This is a genomic window from Limnoglobus roseus (assembly GCF_008254045.1).
Taxonomy (GTDB): Bacteria; Planctomycetota; Planctomycetia; order Gemmatales; family Gemmataceae; genus Limnoglobus; species Limnoglobus roseus.
This window is the reverse complement of the sequence record NZ_CP042425.1, coordinates 5715574-5733726: the sequence shown is the minus strand read 5'-3', so window position 1 is coordinate 5733726 and position 18153 is coordinate 5715574. Positions and strand designations below refer to the sequence as shown.

Below are 18153 nucleotides of genomic sequence, written 5' to 3'. Positions count from 1 at the left end.
CCGATGGCCGATCGTATTACCGAGAGCGGTCATGTCCCGTCGGCGACCGGCCAGCCCCGCGGGTCGATGAAAGAGCGGGCCTACGAAGAAATCAAGCAGCAGCTGATGAGCGGCGACTATCTGCCGGGGTCGTTCCTCTCCGAACGTGCGCTGGCCGAGCGTTTAGGCATGAGCAAGACGCCGGTAAAGGGCGCGCTCGAACGCTTGGAGGGCGAGGGGTTCATCACCGTCTCCCCGCAACAGGGGATCGTGGTCCGCGAGATGCCCGTCGAAGAGATCACCGACCAGTATGAAATCCGCACGGCCCTGGAGACGTTCGTGCTGCGAACGGTCGCCGGCCGGCTGACGGCCGTTCAGGTCGAGCAGATACAAAAAAACTTGGCCGACCAAGAGGCGACCCGCGGGCGGGCGGCGGTCGAGCGGGCGGTCGCCCTCGATGCCGGGTTTCACGTCCTGTTCGCGGAGTTCCTGGGCAACCGTGAGATCTTGCGGGTGACGCGCCACTTGCGGGACCGGATGCAGCGGATCATTACTCGCGTCTTCCTGGCCAACCCGTCCCGAACCGACACCAGCATCGACGAACACACCGCCATTGCCGCGGCGGTGATCGACGGCAACGGCCCCCGGGCAGCCCGGTTAATCGAAGACCACTTGGAGCGCGGCAAAAGTCTGATCCTTTCCCCGCGGTCGTAACGACCGGGCAAGTGTGCCTATCAAGATCGCAGTTTGAGTTCCTGGCCCCCCGATGTCAACGTGGGCCAAGAACCGCCAACCCGTTCTGGCATGCGTGCCGTAGCGTCCGAGGGCGAGGGTCACGCACTCCCGTGGTCGATTCCGGCCGCTGGGCCTCGCTCTCACGATGCGAGAACCGTAATATGGAGGCGTTCCACCAGACCGGTATGGCTCGGTGACATCGGTCGAATTCTCAACTGACTCGGACCACTCGGTGTCCGGGAAGGGAACCCGTGAGACACTCCATCCCGTTCTGTACGGTCGTGACGCTCATCGCTCTCGCCGCCGGCCGAATCGAGGGCGGTCCGCCACTCCGGGAGGAGGGCGAGAGTCGGGTAAAGTTCACCGCCGATCTGAAGGCCGCCCTCGCGGCCGAGGGCACTGCAACCGGCAAGGCCGCCGCCCTGAGCCGGGCGTACAAGGCCGAATCCCATTCGGACGTGCGGCGGGTCGTGTTCGAGCATATCTCCACGCCGCCCGACGCCGCGATCGACCGTTTCCTGGCCGATGTGCTGAGCGATGACGCAGACGCCGGCATCCGAAGCCTCGCGGCCACGGCGCTCGGCACGCACGGCACCGACCAGTGCCTGCCAACTTTGGCGAAGGCCGCCGCGACCGACAAGGTGACCGAGTGCCGTGTGGGCTGCATCGTCGGGACGGGGACGGCCCGCCGCGCCGCCACGTTCGCCATCGCCGCATTGGCCGCCCGCCACCCGAAGTTGGCCGGTCGGGCCGCGACGACGCTCCGAGAACTGACACCACCGGCCGACCCGAAAGACGCCGAGTCGCTGGCCGACGCCCGCGTCCAGGCCCTCTACCAGGTGACCCACGACGAAAAGCTACTGACGCCGTTCCTCGAACGGTTGCGGAGCACTGACGCGAAGGTCCGCGAGAACGGCGTGGTCGCGTTCCGGTTCTTCCAACTGAAGGTCGCGCCGCCGGAGTTGGTGGCCGCCCTGGGCGACGCCGATGCCGACGTGCGGTCGTGGGCCGGGTTGGCCCTCGGTGAGATCGCGGACCCGAAGACGGTGCCGGTTCTGATGGCGGTGGCCGGCGACGCGAAGAAGGACGCCGGGCTGCGGTGTAACGTCATCGGCTCGCTGGGCCGAATGAAAGCGACTACCGCGACCGACCTGATGCGGCAGTTGCTGGCCGACGAGAACGCGGCCGTGCAGGTGCAGGCGGCGATCTCGCTGTATCGTCTGACGGGCGAAAAAGTCAAGCAGTTTCCGGCGGGATACAACGCGAATTGACACGGCCGACACAGAGTTCCGTTTCCCGCCTTCGCCGACTCAATCGCCCCCCGACCGACGGGGCACGTCCACTTCCCGAACTTCCGGACGGGCGGCAGGATCGGAATTCCCCGTTTGGGGGCCGTCGAGGCCGCCGTACACGTCGCCAACCCCGAGTTTGCCGCGGACGAGCAACATCCGGTCTGTGGCCCGCCGGTAGAAGTCGAGGAGCGGCCCGGCGACCGCCTCGCCCTCCAGAACACCGAGGATTTGGGCCACCGCCTCGTACGTGGACATGCGGTGCCCCGGGCGATTGCGGCGCAAGGCCGATCCCGCGAAATCCCGGGTCGGGAGTGAGACCTTCACAGCGTCGGCGAGGAGCGGTAGCCGCTTAACCATTTTGCCAGCCTGTCGCCAGTTGCCGTCCGGGACGACGAGGGCCAGCGGCGACGGCAGGGCAGCGGCGAGTTCCGGGGTCAGCGTCCGGGCCCCGTGGCCTGGAAAAAGCACAACCGGGGTCGCGCCCGTGGGGACGTGGGAGGCCGGGTCGGCCAGAGATTGGCGATCTCCGTGGCAGACGAGAGAGGCGTTGCGGACCGCTAAGGAGAGGAGGCGGGCCGTGTTGCTCGTCCGCCCCAAGTCGTGAACGTGAACGACGAGGATAAGGGACGTGCGGGTTACGAGTCGCGGGGCGTAAGCACACACGCACAGCCACATCGGGAGGCGACAGGCCGGACACGAGCGGTGGTCACGTTCGGCGGGCATCGGGCTGTTTTCTTGGGCGGGCATTGCGAGATAACCGGACTTCCCTGCGGCGATGGCGTGAACGCAAGGCAACCGACGCTCGCCAGCGCGTTCGAGTTCCCAAGCTGAACTTATGGAAGTCGCCGACAGGAGTGGCTGAAAAGCCCCGGCGGCCTTCTTTTCCGAAATCGATCGGGCGGCGCCACTCGACTTGACTCTTTTTGGCACACTTCTTGCTGCCACTACTAGCACAACCGGCCGCCGGGCCGATAACCCCGGCAATCCTTCTTCACGCTCCCTCGCAAGGAACGCACCGATGACCCAAGCCACGATTGTTCGCTGCCCTCGCACGCTGGCGATCCGCAACTACACCGCGGAAGTGGCGGCCACCTTGATGGGTCAGGACGTGAGTGTGGAAATCGTGGACGGCCGCGAGGGAGAATTTGCCGTCGTGGTTGACGGCCAACTGATCTTCACGCGGAAGAGCGAGGACTTCCCCTCGGCCGAGCGAGTCGGGCTGGCCGTCTACGAAGCGGGTCTGGTCGGGCTCGCGATCTAAAGCCAGATAAACAATCTTCTTCCCACGCCCATCCTTTCGGATGGGCGTTTTTTACTTTCCTTCACCCCCGTACCGCAGCCTTTCACACTCCTCGAGTTGCCCACCATGAAAATCTTCCATTGCGATCACTGTGACCACGTGGCCTTTTTCGAGAACGTCCAGTGCGTCAAGTGCGGCCACACGCTCGCCTACCTTCCCGACCTCGGCGTTGTCGGTTCACTCGACCTCGACCCGGAGACGAAGACGTGGAAGTCACCTTTACAGCGGGCGGCCGGCAAAGAGTACCGCCTTTGTCGAAACTACACCGACCAGAACGTCTGTAACTGGGCCGTCCCGGCCGACTCGAAACAGGAATTTTGCCAGTCGTGCCAGTTGACGCGGGCCATCCCGGACCTCTCGCGGGTCGAGAGGCACCAGGCTTGGTACAAGCTCGAAGTCGCCAAGAGGCGGTTGGTGTACACGATCCTCGGGCTGGAATTGACGACCGACGGCCTCGTGTTCGAGTTCCTGGCCGACCCCGACGACCCCGAAGCGCCGCGCGTCCTGACGGGCCACGCCGACGGCCTCATCACCGTGAACATTGACGAGGCAGACGACGTCGTTCGCGAGCAACGGCGAACGCAAATGCGGGAACCGTACCGCACACTCCTCGGCCACATGCGACACGAGAGCGGGCACTTCTACTTCGACAAGCTCATCGCCCCGAACCCGGAACAACTGGAACGGTTCCGCGGGGTCTTCGGCGACGAGCGGGCCGACTACGGGGAAGCGGTCAAGAAGCACTACGACACCGGGGCCCCGGCCAACTGGCCCGACAACTTCGTCTCGGCCTACGCGACGATGCACCCGTGGGAGGACTGGGCCGAGACGTGGGCGCACTACCTCCACATGGTCGACGCGCTGGAAACGGCGTCGGCGTGCGGATTGTCGTTACAGCCGCGCCGCAAGGACGAGCCGAGTGTCAAGAAAGTGCCCGACCCAGTGAAGGAAGAAAGCACGAAGTTCGCCAAGATGATGGACGGCTGGTTCCCCCTGACCTACGCTTTGAACAACTTGAACCGGGGTCTGGGGTTGGCCGACGCTTACCCGTTCGTGCTCTCGACGCCGGCCGTAAACAAGCTCCGGTTCATTCACGAAGTCACGACGACTTCGCTACCCGCTCCGCGAGAGTAGGGATGTGCGGGCAGGACTTGCAACCGAATCGCGCATACTCCGAGTTGGTCATGAAGCCGGTCGAACAAGGGGTCGATAACACCGGCACATTCGACCGCTACATTCTCGCTAAGGAAGGCCCCCCGTGTCACAACTGAGCGAAAACGCGATTGCCCACCTGGACGCGGCCCAAGCCCAGGAACTGGTACGGGTGATGGAACTGCAAGCCTTCTGGGAAAACCTTCGGGAAACCGTGGGCCAGAAGGACCTGCCGACCTCGCACCTCAAGGACCGCCAGAAGTCCTACGAAGCCTACCGCTCGCGGCTGGCGGCCTATACCACGAAGTACCGGACCTTCCCGCTGCCGGAACTGACGCAAAACTCGCCGAAGTGGGTGGCGCAGTGGTTCCGCGTGGTGAAGGCCATTTTGCAACGGACGAACCAAGTCGCGGGCAACGAACTTCCGGTTCACTTGATGTTGAAAGCCCACCGCCTCGCCGACCGGATCGCGGTTCGGCTGAAAAAGTCACCCCTCGAAGCCTTCACGCCGCCGACCACTTGGGAGGCGGCCGTCCTTCAACTCGACGCCCTGATCGTCGGGAGCGGCGAACAAGTCCAACAACAACCGTCGCCGGTCGAAGCCACTCAACCGGACGCGACCGTCCGAACCGCGGCATAGGGAAATGCTTGGGGTGGGGCAGGTGGGAACCGGACCCGAGGCGGGTAGCACAACTGTTGCCCCGCTGCTTGTCGCTCATCGGCCAACCGCGTAATCAACTTCCTCGCGGGGCCGTCATCGTCCTCCGGATCGGGTCCCCGATCCGGGAGACCCGATTCACCTGGAATGAACCACGAGTTTCGTTTCTGCAACGACATCGCCCGAGATTGCTCGAATGGTCGAGGGGCAGTTGAACGGGCCGAGGTTGCTCGGATCGAATGAGACTTCAAGCTCACCAGTGTCCTGATTTTCAGGCACGATCAGGGTTTTCGCTCGAAGGCCTTTCCAGTGGCTCGGGTAAATCAGTTCTACCTTCACCTCCCCGCTTAGACCTTTCGCGCGAGACACGCGAACTGGCACAAGGATCGTCTTTCCGGGTATCGCTTTCAACGTCGACACGTCGCAGTCAATCCCCAAACGGCCCGGTTCCGGCACCACGATCATCTGATGATTCTGCTCCGTGGAGGTAAACGCCACGGTGTGCTGGGTGCCGTCGGCGTCCTTCACCTGGCCGACCGCCATGAGTGTCACGCGGCACGTGCGGCCGGTTTCGATCCACGCGGGCAACTGTGCTGCAAATGTGAACTCGGTAGCGTTCGGCGGCACGACGATCGGTTGGCCGTTCGCCCCTTGCAGGTGCCGAATCTGGCGGTCGGCCAGAGAAATCGTGACGGGACGGTCGAAACCGTTGCGTTCGAGTTTATAGCTTCGGCAATACGGCTGACCGCGAGGGCTGTTGCTCATCGTGTATTCGCCGGTGAACTTGAACGGCGTCGGTACCGTTGCGATGACGAACAGTTCGCTCTTCGCCGTGCGAGTCTTCGATGTGCCCGTGATCGTCACGGTACCCGGCATCACCTTCGCGTTCGCGTCGGCGGCGAAGGTCATGTCCGTCGCCGTTTGCTTTTCTGCGATGGTGGCTTTTGCGGCGGTAATTCCGGGCGGCAATTGCTCGGCGGCCAACTCGACGGTCCCCGTGAAGCCGCCCAACCGTTCGACAGTGGCCTTCACCTTCACCGTTGAACCGCGGGGCACGTTCAGACTTTCGGTGGCCAAACTCAATCGGAATCCGGGTTCGACGGAACTCGGGTCGCGAACCTTCAGGCGATAGGCGTACTCCCGGCCGCTGCGGTTGCGGAACCGCTCGGCTACGTGTACGCAATAGACTCCATCCGCGACGGGTTGAAACGCGAAAGTCGGGTCGGCCGTTGGGTCGGCCGCTTCCCCGCGTGCGACTTCTTTCCCAGCGGAATCGAGGACGATCACGAGGCCGCACAGCGGCGAACCGAGCCTACGGGCGCGAAGCTCGAACTCGTATTTCGTGCCCTTTTTCAACGCGAGGTGCCACGCACTCGGAGAAGCGGCTTTCTCCACGCGGCCGTTCAAGATGACGGGCGGGCTGAGCGTTTCGCTCGTGGTCACAGACTCCGGCAAATCATCGACGTCCAACTCGACGACATTGGCCCCGAGGTGCAGGGGCAGCGTGGTCGTCGTCTCGGGAATCGGAACCTCGACCGATTGCGGTACGGCCGGACCGTCGAGCGCGAACGTCGTCTTACGGCCCCGTTTGCCGCCGAGCGGGAAGATGCGATCCACCACGGTCCCGGCCGTGATCGTCAGGCGGTACACGTGTGACGGGCCGCCGGCATTTCGGACGTCCCGGACGCGAACATGGTAGGTGCCGTCCGCGGGTACCGTGAATCGCACGCTCGCGTCCTGGCCCAGGCCAGGTCGGTCCACTTGTTCCGCGAGGACGTTACCGTCTGTGTCCGTGATTTCCAACTTCGCGACCATCGGCGAGTGGATGTTCGTCGTGTTCGCGAACGCGGTGATCGTTTCGCCTTGCTTCGCGGTAAAGGCCCAGAGGTCGATGTCTTCCCGCGGAAAAATGCGGCCGTTGACCGTCACGGGCAGCCGGACCGGCACGGCGATCGCGTCGCCTTCGATCTCCTCCTCCACGACTTCCGGCAGATCCCCCACCACGAACATCGGCCCCGTCGCGGTTCCCTGCGAGGTCCATACGCGGGCACGAACGGCACCCGATTTCGTGTCCTTCGGAATCTCGATCGTAGCCTCGCGGTCGACCGGGTAGTCCTCCGACTGTTGCGATTCGGGCAGCGGCAGGATCGGCCCTTCGAACCAGATTCGCGGAATCGCTTTCAACATGTGCCGGGTTTTCCAGCGGTCGCCACCGATTTCGAACTGGGCGTTGTCGTGAAGAAAAAGGCCGCCGACGCGGAGTTTCACGGTTGTGCCGCGTTGGCCGCCCGCCGGGAACAGGTACGACAGCACCGGCGGCGTCGCTGACGCAGTCGAGGCGAGAAAGAGCGTCGTGAGCGTCAGGAGAAATCGCAACATGGGGAAGGCCACCCGGTGGACGCGCCGAAATTACACGAGTTCTTTGATGAGCTTGCCGCCGTTCGTCACCATGATCGGCCGACCGTCGGGCGTGTGGAATTCCGTCTGGGGGTCGATGCCGAGTTGCGTGCAGAGTGTCACGGCCAAGTCCTCGGGACCGTACGGATTGTCCGCCGGTCGCTCCGCGCGGGCGTTGGTCGAACCGACCACTTGACCGTTCTTCAACCCGCCGCCGCCGAGGAGTACGGTGAAGCCCGGCCCCCAGTGGTCGCGGCCCGCATTCTTGTTGATGCGAGGGGTCCGACCGAATTCGCCCGTCACGACCACGAGCGTCGAGTCCAGCATCCCGCGGTCGGACAGATCGCGGAACAGCGTGGAAATGGCAGCGTCGAACTGCGGCAAGAGCGTCCCCTTCAGCACGCGGAAATTGCCGTCGTGCGTGTCCCAGTTGCTGTGGTCCACGGTGACGCAGCGAACCCCGGCCTCGACCATCCGCCGGGCGAGCAAGCACGATTGGCCGAGCGAATGGCGGCCGTATGCGTCGCGGAGTTTCTCCGGCTCTGCGGCAATGTCGAAGGCTCGTTTCGCCTCGGAAGAGGTCATCAGGTCGAACGCCTTCCCGCGGAACGTCTCGACGGCCCCGGCGTTCTTGTTCGCCCGCGTCTCGGCCGACTTCTGGAACCGGTCCACGTCGCCGAGCAACTTCCGGCGGTCCTCGATCCGATCCGCGGCGATCACCGGGGGCGGCACCAGGTCCGGCACGCTGAAGTTTGCGGCACTCGGGTCGCCGTCGATCACGAACGGGGCGTGGGCCGCCCCGAGGTGCGCGGACCCGCAACTCGGGTGCATCCGCGGCACGCACACGTAGGGCGGCACCGACCCGCGAGCGCCGAGTTTCTTGGAAATGATCGAGCCGAACGCGGGCTTGTGATTGTTCGGCGACAGGTTCCCGTTGAAACCCGGGCCGGGAAAGTAGCCGGTGAGCATGTAATGGTCGGCGGCACCGTGATCGGAGTTGTGGTGCGTGAACGAGCGGACCAGCGAGAACTTATCCACCTCCTTCGCGACCTTCGGCAAGTGCTCGCACACTTGTAAGCCGGGCAGTTTCGTCGCGATGGGCTGGAACTCGCCGCGGAACTCGGCGGGGGCGTCCGGCTTCATGTCGAAGCTGTCGATCGTGCTCATGCCGCCGTGCAGGAAGACGTAGATGAGTGAGAGGTCTTTTTTCTTCTCGCCCGCGGCCAGCAGTTTGTGCGTGGCGAACGGCAGGCCGAAGATGGCGGCCGTGCCGAGGCGAACACAATCGCGGCGGGTCAGGCCGTCACAATACCGAGAGCGGTGCATGGTTCGGCCTCAATGATTGAACGAGAACTCCAGGCTATTCAGCAACGCCCACGTGAGGTCTTCGATCGCGGCTCGGCGGTCCGATCTCGCCTTCAGATGCTGGACGGCATTCTCGCGTTCCGCCTTCGTCGGCCGGCGGGAAAACACCGTCAGGTAGATCTCTTCGCAGATCTTCTCGGCGTCGTGTCCGCTCCCTTGCCACTTCGCGACGTTGCCGGACACGTGCGACAGCTTCCACTGGAGGTCCGGAGAATTCATCAGGTTCAGCACCTGGGCGGTACTCGGCTCGGCGTTGCGTTCGCACTCACAAGCTGAGGTTCGCGAGGGCCGGCCGAACAGTTTCAAGAACGGCTGTTTCGTTTCGCTATCCCACACTTGCACGGCCCGCGTTCCGGGCGGAAGCCCCGCGAAGCGATCGCCCACGCCCGTTGCTTGCCCGATCATGTCGAGCAGCACTTCCGCACTCGGCCGCCGGAACGCCACGCGTGAGAAGTTCTGCTCGTCCTTCTCGTTGCTCGCGTTCGGCACCGACGACGATTGATACGCCCGCGAATTACAGATGAGCCGGACCAACTCGCGGGTATCGTATTTCTTCTGCGCGGCGAACTTCGCGAGGGCGTCCAACAGATCGGGGTTGCTCGGCGGGTTCGTGGCCCGCACGTCGTCAACGGGTTCCACGATGCCGCGGCCGAGGAGGTTCGCCCAGATGCGGTTCGCGAAGTTGCGGGCGAAGTACGGGTTACTCGGCTCCGTCATCCACGACGCCAGCACCACCCTCCGGTCCCCGGCCGGGTTCACCGTCGGCTCCTCAACCCCCAAGGCGTGAGCGTACACCGGCGAGCCGCTCCGCGGGTGTCTCGTAACGGGGTCGCCGACCGAGAGAATGGCGTCCGCGTCCTTGCTCCCGCGGCTCGTGACCGGCGCGAAGAACGCGAGCATCCCGGCGTAGTCGGCCTGGGTCCATCGGTCGCTGGGGTGGTGATGGCACTCGGCGCACGCGATCCGAATGCCGAGGAAGACCTGGGAAAGTGTGCTCGCCGCGTCGCCGGGTTTGATGGCGACCTTGAAGAAGTTCGCGGGCGGCGTCTCGCTCACCGGCCCTTCCGCGGTCACGAGCTCGCGTGCGAATTCATCGAACGGCTTGTTCTTCGCGAAGGATTCGCGAACCCACCGGAAATAGGCATACGCCCGTTCGGGGCCGAGAACCTGGCGGTTCACCCGAAGCAGGTCCGCCCACCGCAAGGCCATCAGGTCCGCGAATTCCGGTCGCTGGATTAGGCGGTCAATCGCCTTCGCCCGCTTGTCCTTTGCGGTGTCGCTCAAGAACGCGCGAACCTCGTCCGGCTTCGGCAGCAGGCCGACAAGGTCGAGGTGAACCCGGCGGAAGAAAGTCGCGTCGTCGCACACCTCGGACGCGACGATGTTCAGCTTCGCGAGCTTCCGATCCACCCACTCGTCGATGAAGTTGAACTGCGGCAGTTGCCTCCCCGCGTTCTTCCCCACCTGCGGGATCATCACGCGGCACACCGCCACGTTCCCGAGGTACGACGCCATCACGGCGACTTCGCCCGGAGCGTCCCCCGTCGTGATGACGCCCTCGACGGACACGGCCGCGAGCGTCTCGTGATTCGTCTGGTACTTGGCGTGTTCCGTTACCTCGGTTTCGCGGCCGTCGGTGAACTGTGCGAACGCTCGCACCGGCAACGTGGCCCGATTTGCCATCACCTTTTCCGGCGGCTCGACGCGAATCGCGGACACGCGCGGGGCGTTCGGATCACCGACCGGCATCCCGGCTGCGATCCAGTCGCGCAGCGTGCGATAGTCGTTGCTCTCGCCCTTGATCCGGGTGCCGCCGCCGTGGGGCGTTCGCCCGGTGGCTTTCCGCAGAAAGAGACTTTCCTCGGCGGCACTGGCCATCACCCGCCGGCCACGAGCCTCCTTGACGATGCTCGCGTAGTCCGCGACCGGATCGAACCCGAACACGGAGAGCTTGAACCCGCCCTGCCCTTCGGCCTTGCCGTGGCAGCCGGACGAGTTGCAGTTGTACCGCGCGAGGAGGGGCGAAATCTGATTCTCGAAATGGAAGGCGTCCGCGGCGGCCATCAATTGAACGGAATGCGTTAGCATTGCGAGGGTGAGAACGTATCGAGCCATAACGTGCAACTTGGTTCGGCAGGTGGGAATCTATTTCATACCATCCTGCTCCAGACGGTGCAATCAAAATCGCCACCGCTCACGCAACGGCAACGGCAGCGGCAACGGCAACGGTGCAGATACGGGTCAACCGGATGACGAACGCGGGCCCTTACGTTGCCAGTGGGATTTCGTTCGGAGGGTTACAGGCGTCATCGAGGGCCAGCGGGAAGGTTGTCATTCAAGTACCGCGTCAACAACCCGTACAGGTGTCGGCTCGTGTTCTTCCCCTCGTTGATCGCGTGGCTCCGGTTCGGGTAAGCCATCAGCGAGAACGGCTTGTTCAACTCGATCAACTTGTCCGCCAGTTTCTCGACGCCCTGGTAGTGGCAATTGTCATCGCCCGTCCCGTGAACCACCAGCAAATTCCCCTTCAAGTCCGCGGCGTGCGTCAGGGGCGAACCCGTCTTATAATCCTCCGCGTTGTCTTGCGGCAGGCCCATGTACCGCTCCTGGTAGATCGTGTCGTACAGGCGCATGTCCGGCACCGGGGCGACCGACAGGCCGGTGCGGTACAGGTCGGGCGAGCGGAACATCAAGTTCAACGTCATCGACCCGCCACCGCTCCACCCCCAGACGCCCACCCGCGTCGCGTCTAGGTACGGGCGGTCTTTCAGAAGTTGTCGGGCCGCGGCCGCTTGTTCCTCCGAGGCGAGTGTGCCGATCTTCCGGTAGACGCTCTTGCGCCACTCCCGCCCCCGCGGCGACGGCGTGCCACGGTTGTCCACACTGGCAACGACGTAGCCCATCTGGGTGAGCAAGAGGTGCCACAGGTAGTTGTTCCCGCCCCAGCGGTCCACGACCGTTTGGCCGGCCGGCTCGCCGTAGACGTGGAACACGAGCGGATACTTCTTGGTCGGGTCGAAGCTCGGCGGTTTCATGAGCCAGCCGTCGAGCTTCACGCCGTTGCCAACATCCACGCGGAAGAACTCGACGGGGGTTTGCGAGAGTTTCCCGACCGCTTCCCGGACCTTCTCGTTGGCGGCGAGCGGGCGAATCACCTTGTGATCGGGCATCGAGACGAGTTCGACTTGCGGCGGGGTCCCGAACGCTGAGTAGGTGTGAACCGCCGTCGCGCCATCCGGCGAGAAGCTGTAATCGTGCGAGCCGGGCAAGTTCGCGGGAGTCACTCGCTCCGCGGGACCACTGCCATCCAGGGCCGTGCTGAAAAGGTATCGCTGCGTCGGGTTCTCCGGTGACGCGATGAAATACACGCGGTTCGCCTTCTCGTCGATCTGCACCACGCGAATCACGTCGAACTCACCGCGGGTCACACGGGCCAAGCCGGACCCGTCGTGAGCCGCGCGGTAGAGGTGCCGCCAGCCGTCGCGCTCGCTGATCCAGGTGAACGCTTTCCCCGCATCGACCCATTCGAGCGGTTCATCAGGCACGTCCACCCAGGCACCGTCGCGCTCGGTGAGGACGGTCCGGACCTGGCCCGTCGCGGCCTCCGCGATCATCACGTCGACCGCGTTCTGCAGCCGGTTTACCCGCCGGAGGACTAACTCGCCGGAGTTCCCGGCCCACTCCATCCGCGGGAGGTAAAAATCCGTGCGCGTCTCGCCCGGCACACTGATCCACCGCGTCTCGCCGCCGTTCGCCGCCACCACGCCGACGCGGCACGCCGAATTTCGCTCGCCGGTCTTCGGGTAGGCGAACGTCTTCACGACCGGGTACTTGGCGGCCGTGTTGTCAACGAGGGTGAACGTCGGCACGCCCTTCGTGTCGAGTTGCCAGTAAGCGATGGACTTGCCGTCCGGGCTCCACCGCCACCCGTCCCGGCAGTCGAACTCTTCTTCGTAGGCCCAGTCAAACGTGCCGTTGATGACTTCGGTGCGGCCGTCGGCCGTCAACCGCGTTGCCGGCCCGCCGGCGGCCGGTTCGACATACAGGTTGTTCTCGCAGACGTACCCCACGCGCGTGGCGTCGGGGGAAAGTTTCGCGAACATCAAGGTCGACGGCTTCGCGTCGCCGCCGAGTTTCGCGAGTGCCCCGGTTGATCGGCGGAAGGTCCAGTAGTCACCGCGAGTGTTCTGCCGCCACACCTTCACCGCGTTCGTGTAGATCAGAACGAGGTCGAGGTCTTTCGACAACTCGTACCCCTGCACGGCGAGCGGTTCCTTTGCGGTCGGCGGTATGAGACGTTCGGCGGGAACGAGCACGTCCCGCTTCCCCGCGGCGTCGAACCGCACGAGGTCGTTGGCACCCTTGTGCGTGGGCGACGGCGAGAGCGTCGTGTACGCCCCGTGGTCGAGCCACTTCAGTACGGCGAGGTGGTCACCGCGGAACTCCTCGCCGGTGAAGATGCGGTCGAGCGTGAGGCGGGTGGGGTCGGGCGTCTGCGCCGATACCGAGGCGGTCGCGTACACCAGTGCGATGGACAGGGCGAAGCGCATACGACCCTCGTGTGAAGTGTGTGGCCCTTTCGGACCGCCGACCCGGCGGATTGCGGGTCTACCATACGAATCGACGCCCGTTCCGCCCGTAGGGTTAAGTCCGCACGTCACAGTGGTTCGAACTGATCCCACTCCAACCCATCGGGGAGTTCTCTCGACGGGGCGCATTCGAGGTGAACGATCCGCCGGTGTTCGTCCGTCGTCGGCAAGGAATGGCCGCTCGCGTGGAGCAACAACGGCCGCATGAGCAAGACATCACCAGGGTGACAGTGCAATGTCACTGCGTCTTCGGTGAGGTCGTCCGTCGTTCGGTGCGATCCCGGCACGACCCGCAGGGGGCCGTTATCATGGGTCATCGCGTCGAGGTGGATGCGGACGGTCAACATCCGGCCGAGCAAGTCCACGTCGGCTTCGAGGTGCGGCACTCCCGCTTTGATGGTCGGCTTCTTGAACGCGGCCGACGGGCGGTGCTCCCGGACGGCCACGGTGTAGTCGCGGTGCCAGGGGAGTGCCCAACTGTGGCCGGGCGGTTTGTCGAAGTAGAGGCCACGCACGACACCAGCGGCATCGCCCACCACGCTTCGGAGGATCGCGGCCAGGGGTGGCGAAGAAACGACGAGTGTTCGCCCCGCCGGCCAGAGTTTCAACAGGTTTCGTGCGCCGTAGGCTGGGCCGGAAGACCCGGCGAGAATCGCGGAGTTCTCGGCTTCGTCCCGCAGCACGGCGGCAAGCTGCTCCGCCATCCGGGCGATGTCGGCGGAGCTGAACGCGGAACGCACCCAGGCGAATCCGTCCCGTTCGAGTTCGTAAATCCGCTCGGTCACGCCTCTTTTCTCCGGAGGAACAGCGCGTACACGAGGCCGCCCACCAAGGCGTACCCGACGCCGACCTTTGCCTCCGTCCGTTGCTCCGTGCCGATGAACATGTTCGCCACCACGGCCACCAGGATCAAGACGTAAACGGCCGGCACGATCGGGTACCCCGGACACCGGTACGGCAGCAACGGCGTCAGTTCCCGTTGCCGTGTGCGGAGGACGAAGATCGCGGCCACGCCCATCGTTTCGAACATGGCCACCCCGACGATGCAATAGTCGGTGAGAACGTCGAAGACGTTCTTTTTCTCGTCGATCCAACTCGTCTCCTTGGCGACCGCGACGGCCACGACGAGGAGCATCGCCCACCCGGAAAAGACCATCATCGCTGCCGACGGAGTTTGAAACCGTGGGTGCAGTTGCCGGAGCTTGGCCGGGGCCAAGCCGTCGTCGCCCATCGCGTAGAGCAACCGCGGGGCGACGAGGATGTTGCCGTTGAGCGAACCGAGGACGGATGTCATGAGGATGAGCGACCCGACTAGGACGCCGACCGAGCCGAGCAGCCGGCGGCAGAACTCGGTGGACACCGGCGTACCCTTTAGATCGAGCATCTCGTTGCGTGAGATCGTCGTGTAGTACGCGACGTTCGCCCCCACGTAGAGGAAGATCAAGAGTGCGATGCCGCCGATCAGGGCGAGAGGAATGTTCCGCTGCGGCTGCTTCACTTCCTCCGCGATGGGCGTGATGTTCAGCCAGCCGTGGTAGGCCCACATCACGGCCACGATCGCCGAGCCGTAGGCCGAGGCGAACTTCGCCCAGTTCACCTGCGACCAGTCGCTCGGCCAGACGGGGGCAAAGTTTGAGGCCGAGGGCTGGGGTTCGGAGGTCGGCGAGAAGGCGAGGATGAGAACCGGCAGCGAGAGAATGGCGAGGAGGGAGAGAACTTTCAACGCGGTGAGAACCATTTGCAGGCCGCCGCCGATGAGCGTGCCGCGAATGTTCACGAACGTCAGTGCGGCAATGACTGACAGGGTCGCCAGCACTTGCTCCCATCGGCCGAGGCCGGTGCCGATCCACTCCATGTCGGCCGGGTATTGTAGGCGGGCGAGGAGGAGGACGTTATTCAGGGACTCGATGAACATGACCGCGAGTACCGCAATCGAGGACGTGCGAATGATGCCGAAATCGACCCAACCCCAGAGGAACCCGGCCCAGTGGCCGTAGGCGTCGCGAAGGAAGGCGTAATTGCCGCCGGCCTTCGGCAAACGCGAGGCGACTTCCGCAATCGTGAGGCCACCGAGTAGCGCCAGCAGCCCGCAGAAGACCCAGACGGAAAGGGCGACCCCGGATTCGGGGCAGAACTCCGCGACTTTCTGAGCCTTTTTGAAAACGCCGGACCCGATGACGGTACCCACGACCACGGCGGCAGCCATCCACGGACCGATGACGCGAGGCAGAGTTGTAGTCATTCGAGGTTTATCCCGAAGCAAACGAAAGGCACGATAAGGATTGAGAGGAGAGGAGATTATAGTAGCATCCCCTCCACCTCTCGGACAAAGCCTTTCCGTGCCGTTCCTTCGCTTCGTGGTTACTCGAGTATCCCCGCTCCGAACTGCTCCTCTTTGACGTCCGCGGCAACATCGGCCGCCGTCGACGGCTTGGCGTGGTCCTCGCCCTCGACCACGTCCGCGGCTTGGGCCTTCTTGATCGTCTCTTCCGTGCTCATCGGGTCCACCTTGCGGCACGCCTCGGTCAGCTTGTCGGCGAGGTCGCGGAGTTCGGTCTGCCACTGCCGCGGGTCAACGCTGGGCGGCGTGAGTTGCAGGAACTCTTCGAGGAGCAGGATGAAACGCAAGAGGTGGCGGAAGATGATCCCTTCCTGCTTCGTCATGTCGTTCGAGGTCACGTACTGGTTGAAGTTGCCGCCGTAGCGGAGGACTTCGCCGGCCGCCCAGACCGACTGCGTGTTCACGTCGGTCACGTCCGGGTGCGTCGCGTCGAAGAGCATCCGCACCTTCTCGGCCAGCGTCGGCGGGCGTTCCTCGAATTCTTCCTCTTCCTCCTCTTCCTCGCCCTCGACCTTGGGCGGTTTGGCGACGATGAGCCCGCGGGCGATCAGTTCCGGGTCGAGCCGCTCAGTTGCCAGCGGCCCCGGCGGGAGGTCGAACGGCACGCGGACGAACTTCAAGAGCGGCCGGGGGATTTCCAGCACCGATTCCAAGAGTTGAATCCGCTCGTCCGGGCTGGCCGTGGCGAGCTGGTCCACCAGGAACGCGCCGTAAATCGGGTGACACGCGCGGAAGACGAGGAGCTTGTCGAGCGCTTCCGTCGGAACGGCCCGCACCGCCTCGTGGGGTAGCGAATCAACGCCCTCGGCGGGCGGCGGCGGTTCCGGTTCGAGCTTCACGAATCCACGGTTGTGCAGCACGAGCAGCATGCGGTCCAGTTGCTTCATCCCGGCTTCGATCCGCGGTTGGTCGAGCAAACGCTTCCGCACGACGGCGCGAATCTTCTCCACCTCCGGCGACACTTTCAGCAGGTACGCCAGCAACCGCCACGGCAGCGGCCCCTTGCTGTAGAGTCGGGCGGGCGGGGCGGTCTTCAGCTTCTCGAAGTCGAACTCGGTCCAGTACTTCTTCGTGGTGTTCCGCGTCGGCTTCTTTTTGAGCAGGTTCTTTTTCATCTTCAGCATCGCTGGGTCTTTCGTCGTCTCCGGAATGCTGTCGTACTGCTTCTTCCACTTCGCGATGCGAACGTCGTCCTCGTGCGGGCCGACGAAAACGTGCCCCTCGGTGTCAAACTGCGGCCGCCCGGCCCGGCCGAAGATTTGGTGGGCCGTACTTGGGTCGATCAACTTTTCCTTCCCGAACGGCCCTTTCACCAGCGATGTCATGACCACCGAACGGGCGGGCAGGTTGATACCGGCGGCGAGCGTCTCAGTACACAAGGCGACACTGAGCAGCTTTCGCTCGAAAAGACTCTCGATCACGCGGCGGTACTTCGGCAACAGCCCGGCGTGGTGGACGCCGACCCCGCGGCGAAGCATTTGTTTGAGCTTCGGCCCGACGCCGTGCGGCCACTCGAGTTTATCCACCTCCGCGTTGAGCGCCGACTTCTGCCCGGCGTTCAGCATGTCGAGGCCCTTGAGTTGCTCTGCGATCGACCAACACTCGTCGCGGTTGAACGCGAACACCAGGGCCGGCGTCTTCCGCGTCGCGTCGTCCCCCTTCGCCATGTCCACGAGCATGTCGTTGAGGAACTCGTCGCCGACCCAGTGGTAGGTGAGCGGAATCTTCCGCTCGCGGCCCTCGGCCAGTTCCAACTTGCGGCCGTGCATCCGGTCGAGCCAGTTCAGGAACTCGACCGAGTTGCCGACCGTGGCCGAGAGGAGCATCAGGCGAATGTGCTTGGGGATGAGCGACAGCGACAGTTCCCAGACGATGCCGCGTTCGAGGTCGGCGAAGCTGTGGAACTCGTCCATCACCACGGCCGAGACGTTCGCGAATTCGAACCCTTCCGGGTGCAGCAGCCGGTTCAGCAGAATCTCGGCGACCACGACGAGGATTCGCGCGTTCGGGTTCACCTTGCGGTTGCCGGTGACGAGGCCGACGTCGTCCTTCGAGAAGCCCCACCGTTCCGCGGCGGCCTGCATCTCCTGGAACTTCTGATCGGTGAGGGCGATGAGCGGCGTGGTGTAGTAGGCGACGGTCTTGGTGTGTAGCGCCTCGAAGAGCGCCGCCTGGGCAATCATCGTCTTGCCGGTGCCGGTCGGCGCGCAGACCATCACGCCCTCCGGCGAGGTGAACCACGCCAGGAGGGCTTCTTCTTGCACGGGGTACGGCGGGTAGGGCAGTTGGTCGAGGTACTGCGTCGCCAGGTCTTCGCGGGTGGGTGCGGTCATCCGCTCATCTTA

General features: G+C 64.3%; 13 protein-coding genes. 5 read left to right on the top strand and 8 right to left on the bottom strand.

Annotation, left to right across the window (positions count from 1 at the left end; translation table 11 throughout):
• Positions 1 to 3: 3 nt before the first annotated feature.
• Complete coding sequence (locus PX52LOC_RS24185) at positions 4 to 693, top strand: GntR family transcriptional regulator (RefSeq protein WP_168219173.1); 690 nt, start codon at positions 4 to 6, stop codon at positions 691 to 693.
• Between the two features lie 272 nt (positions 694 to 965).
• Complete coding sequence (locus PX52LOC_RS24180; protein ID WP_149112491.1) at positions 966 to 1985, top strand: HEAT repeat domain-containing protein; 1020 nt, start codon at positions 966 to 968, stop codon at positions 1983 to 1985.
• A 39-nt stretch (positions 1986 to 2024) separates the two neighbouring features.
• On the opposite strand, the gene PX52LOC_RS24175 is transcribed toward PX52LOC_RS24180, so the two are convergent.
• Positions 2025 to 2729: a tRNA-uridine aminocarboxypropyltransferase gene (locus PX52LOC_RS24175; protein ID WP_168219172.1), complete on the bottom strand. Its 705-nt coding sequence runs from the start codon at positions 2727 to 2729 to the stop codon at positions 2025 to 2027.
• A 295-nt stretch (positions 2730 to 3024) separates the two neighbouring features.
• On the opposite strand from PX52LOC_RS24175, the gene PX52LOC_RS24170 reads away from it, so the two are divergent.
• From PX52LOC_RS24170 to PX52LOC_RS24160, 3 genes are all read left to right on the top strand, one after another.
• Positions 3025 to 3267: an Rdx family protein gene (locus tag PX52LOC_RS24170; RefSeq protein ID WP_149112489.1), complete on the top strand. Its 243-nt coding sequence runs from the start codon at positions 3025 to 3027 to the stop codon at positions 3265 to 3267.
• A gap of 105 nt (positions 3268 to 3372) precedes the next feature.
• Positions 3373 to 4440, top strand: a complete 1068-nt coding sequence (locus PX52LOC_RS24165; protein WP_149112488.1) for a zinc-binding metallopeptidase family protein — start codon at positions 3373 to 3375, stop codon at positions 4438 to 4440.
• A 124-nt stretch (positions 4441 to 4564) separates the two neighbouring features.
• Positions 4565 to 5098: a hypothetical protein gene (locus PX52LOC_RS24160; RefSeq protein WP_149112487.1), complete on the top strand. Its 534-nt coding sequence runs from the start codon at positions 4565 to 4567 to the stop codon at positions 5096 to 5098.
• Between the two features lie 156 nt (positions 5099 to 5254).
• On the opposite strand, the gene PX52LOC_RS24155 is transcribed toward PX52LOC_RS24160, so the two are convergent.
• The 7 genes from PX52LOC_RS24155 to PX52LOC_RS24125 form a co-directional block, all read right to left on the bottom strand.
• Entirely contained in the window at positions 5255 to 7495 is a 2241-nt protein-coding gene (locus tag PX52LOC_RS24155) for a PPC domain-containing protein (RefSeq protein WP_149112486.1), read from the bottom strand.
• A 30-nt stretch (positions 7496 to 7525) separates the two neighbouring features.
• Positions 7526 to 8839, bottom strand: coding sequence for a DUF1501 domain-containing protein (locus PX52LOC_RS24150; protein WP_149112485.1), 1314 nt, complete (start codon positions 8837 to 8839; stop codon positions 7526 to 7528).
• Between the two features lie 9 nt (positions 8840 to 8848).
• Positions 8849 to 10993, bottom strand: a complete 2145-nt coding sequence (locus PX52LOC_RS24145) for a DUF1549 and DUF1553 domain-containing protein (protein ID WP_149112484.1) — start codon at positions 10991 to 10993, stop codon at positions 8849 to 8851.
• A gap of 191 nt (positions 10994 to 11184) precedes the next feature.
• A complete protein-coding gene (locus PX52LOC_RS24140) occupies positions 11185 to 13428 on the bottom strand; it encodes a S9 family peptidase (protein WP_149112483.1) in 2244 nt (747 codons plus the stop codon).
• A gap of 107 nt (positions 13429 to 13535) precedes the next feature.
• Entirely contained in the window at positions 13536 to 14252 is a 717-nt protein-coding gene (locus PX52LOC_RS24135) for a phytanoyl-CoA dioxygenase family protein (RefSeq protein WP_149112482.1), read from the bottom strand.
• The gene (locus tag PX52LOC_RS24130; RefSeq protein WP_246173454.1) at positions 14249 to 15709 is read right to left on the bottom strand and encodes an APC family permease; all 1461 of its coding nucleotides are present in this window, start codon (positions 15707 to 15709) and stop codon (positions 14249 to 14251) included. Before PX52LOC_RS24130 ends, PX52LOC_RS24135 begins: the two co-directional genes overlap by 4 nt.
• A 119-nt stretch (positions 15710 to 15828) precedes the next feature.
• Complete coding sequence (locus tag PX52LOC_RS24125) at positions 15829 to 18141, bottom strand: DEAD/DEAH box helicase (RefSeq protein WP_149112481.1); 2313 nt, start codon at positions 18139 to 18141, stop codon at positions 15829 to 15831.
• Between the last annotated feature and the right edge of the window lie 12 nt (positions 18142 to 18153).

Bases quoted from the DNA above. Each gene is read 5' to 3' on its own strand.
- PX52LOC_RS24155 (WP_149112486.1), bottom strand. From the start codon at position 7,495: ATGTTGCGATTTCTCCTGACGCTCACGACGCTCTTTCTCGCCTCGACT.
- PX52LOC_RS24175 (WP_168219172.1), bottom strand. From the start codon at position 2,729: ATGCCCGCCGAACGTGACCACCGCTCGTGTCCGGCCTGTCGCCTCCCG.
- PX52LOC_RS24165 (WP_149112488.1), top strand. From the start codon at position 3,373: ATGAAAATCTTCCATTGCGATCACTGTGACCACGTGGCCTTTTTCGAG.
- PX52LOC_RS24150 (WP_149112485.1), bottom strand. From the start codon at position 8,839: ATGCACCGCTCTCGGTATTGTGACGGCCTGACCCGCCGCGATTGTGTT.
- PX52LOC_RS24130 (WP_246173454.1), bottom strand. From the start codon at position 15,709: ATGACTACAACTCTGCCTCGCGTCATCGGTCCGTGGATGGCTGCCGCC.
- PX52LOC_RS24125 (WP_149112481.1), bottom strand. From the start codon at position 18,141: ATGACCGCACCCACCCGCGAAGACCTGGCGACGCAGTACCTCGACCAA.
- PX52LOC_RS24170 (WP_149112489.1), top strand. From the start codon at position 3,025: ATGACCCAAGCCACGATTGTTCGCTGCCCTCGCACGCTGGCGATCCGC.
- PX52LOC_RS24140 (WP_149112483.1), bottom strand. From the start codon at position 13,428: ATGCGCTTCGCCCTGTCCATCGCACTGGTGTACGCGACCGCCTCGGTA.
- PX52LOC_RS24145 (WP_149112484.1), bottom strand. From the start codon at position 10,993: ATGGCTCGATACGTTCTCACCCTCGCAATGCTAACGCATTCCGTTCAA.
- PX52LOC_RS24185 (WP_168219173.1), top strand. From the start codon at position 4: ATGGCCGATCGTATTACCGAGAGCGGTCATGTCCCGTCGGCGACCGGC.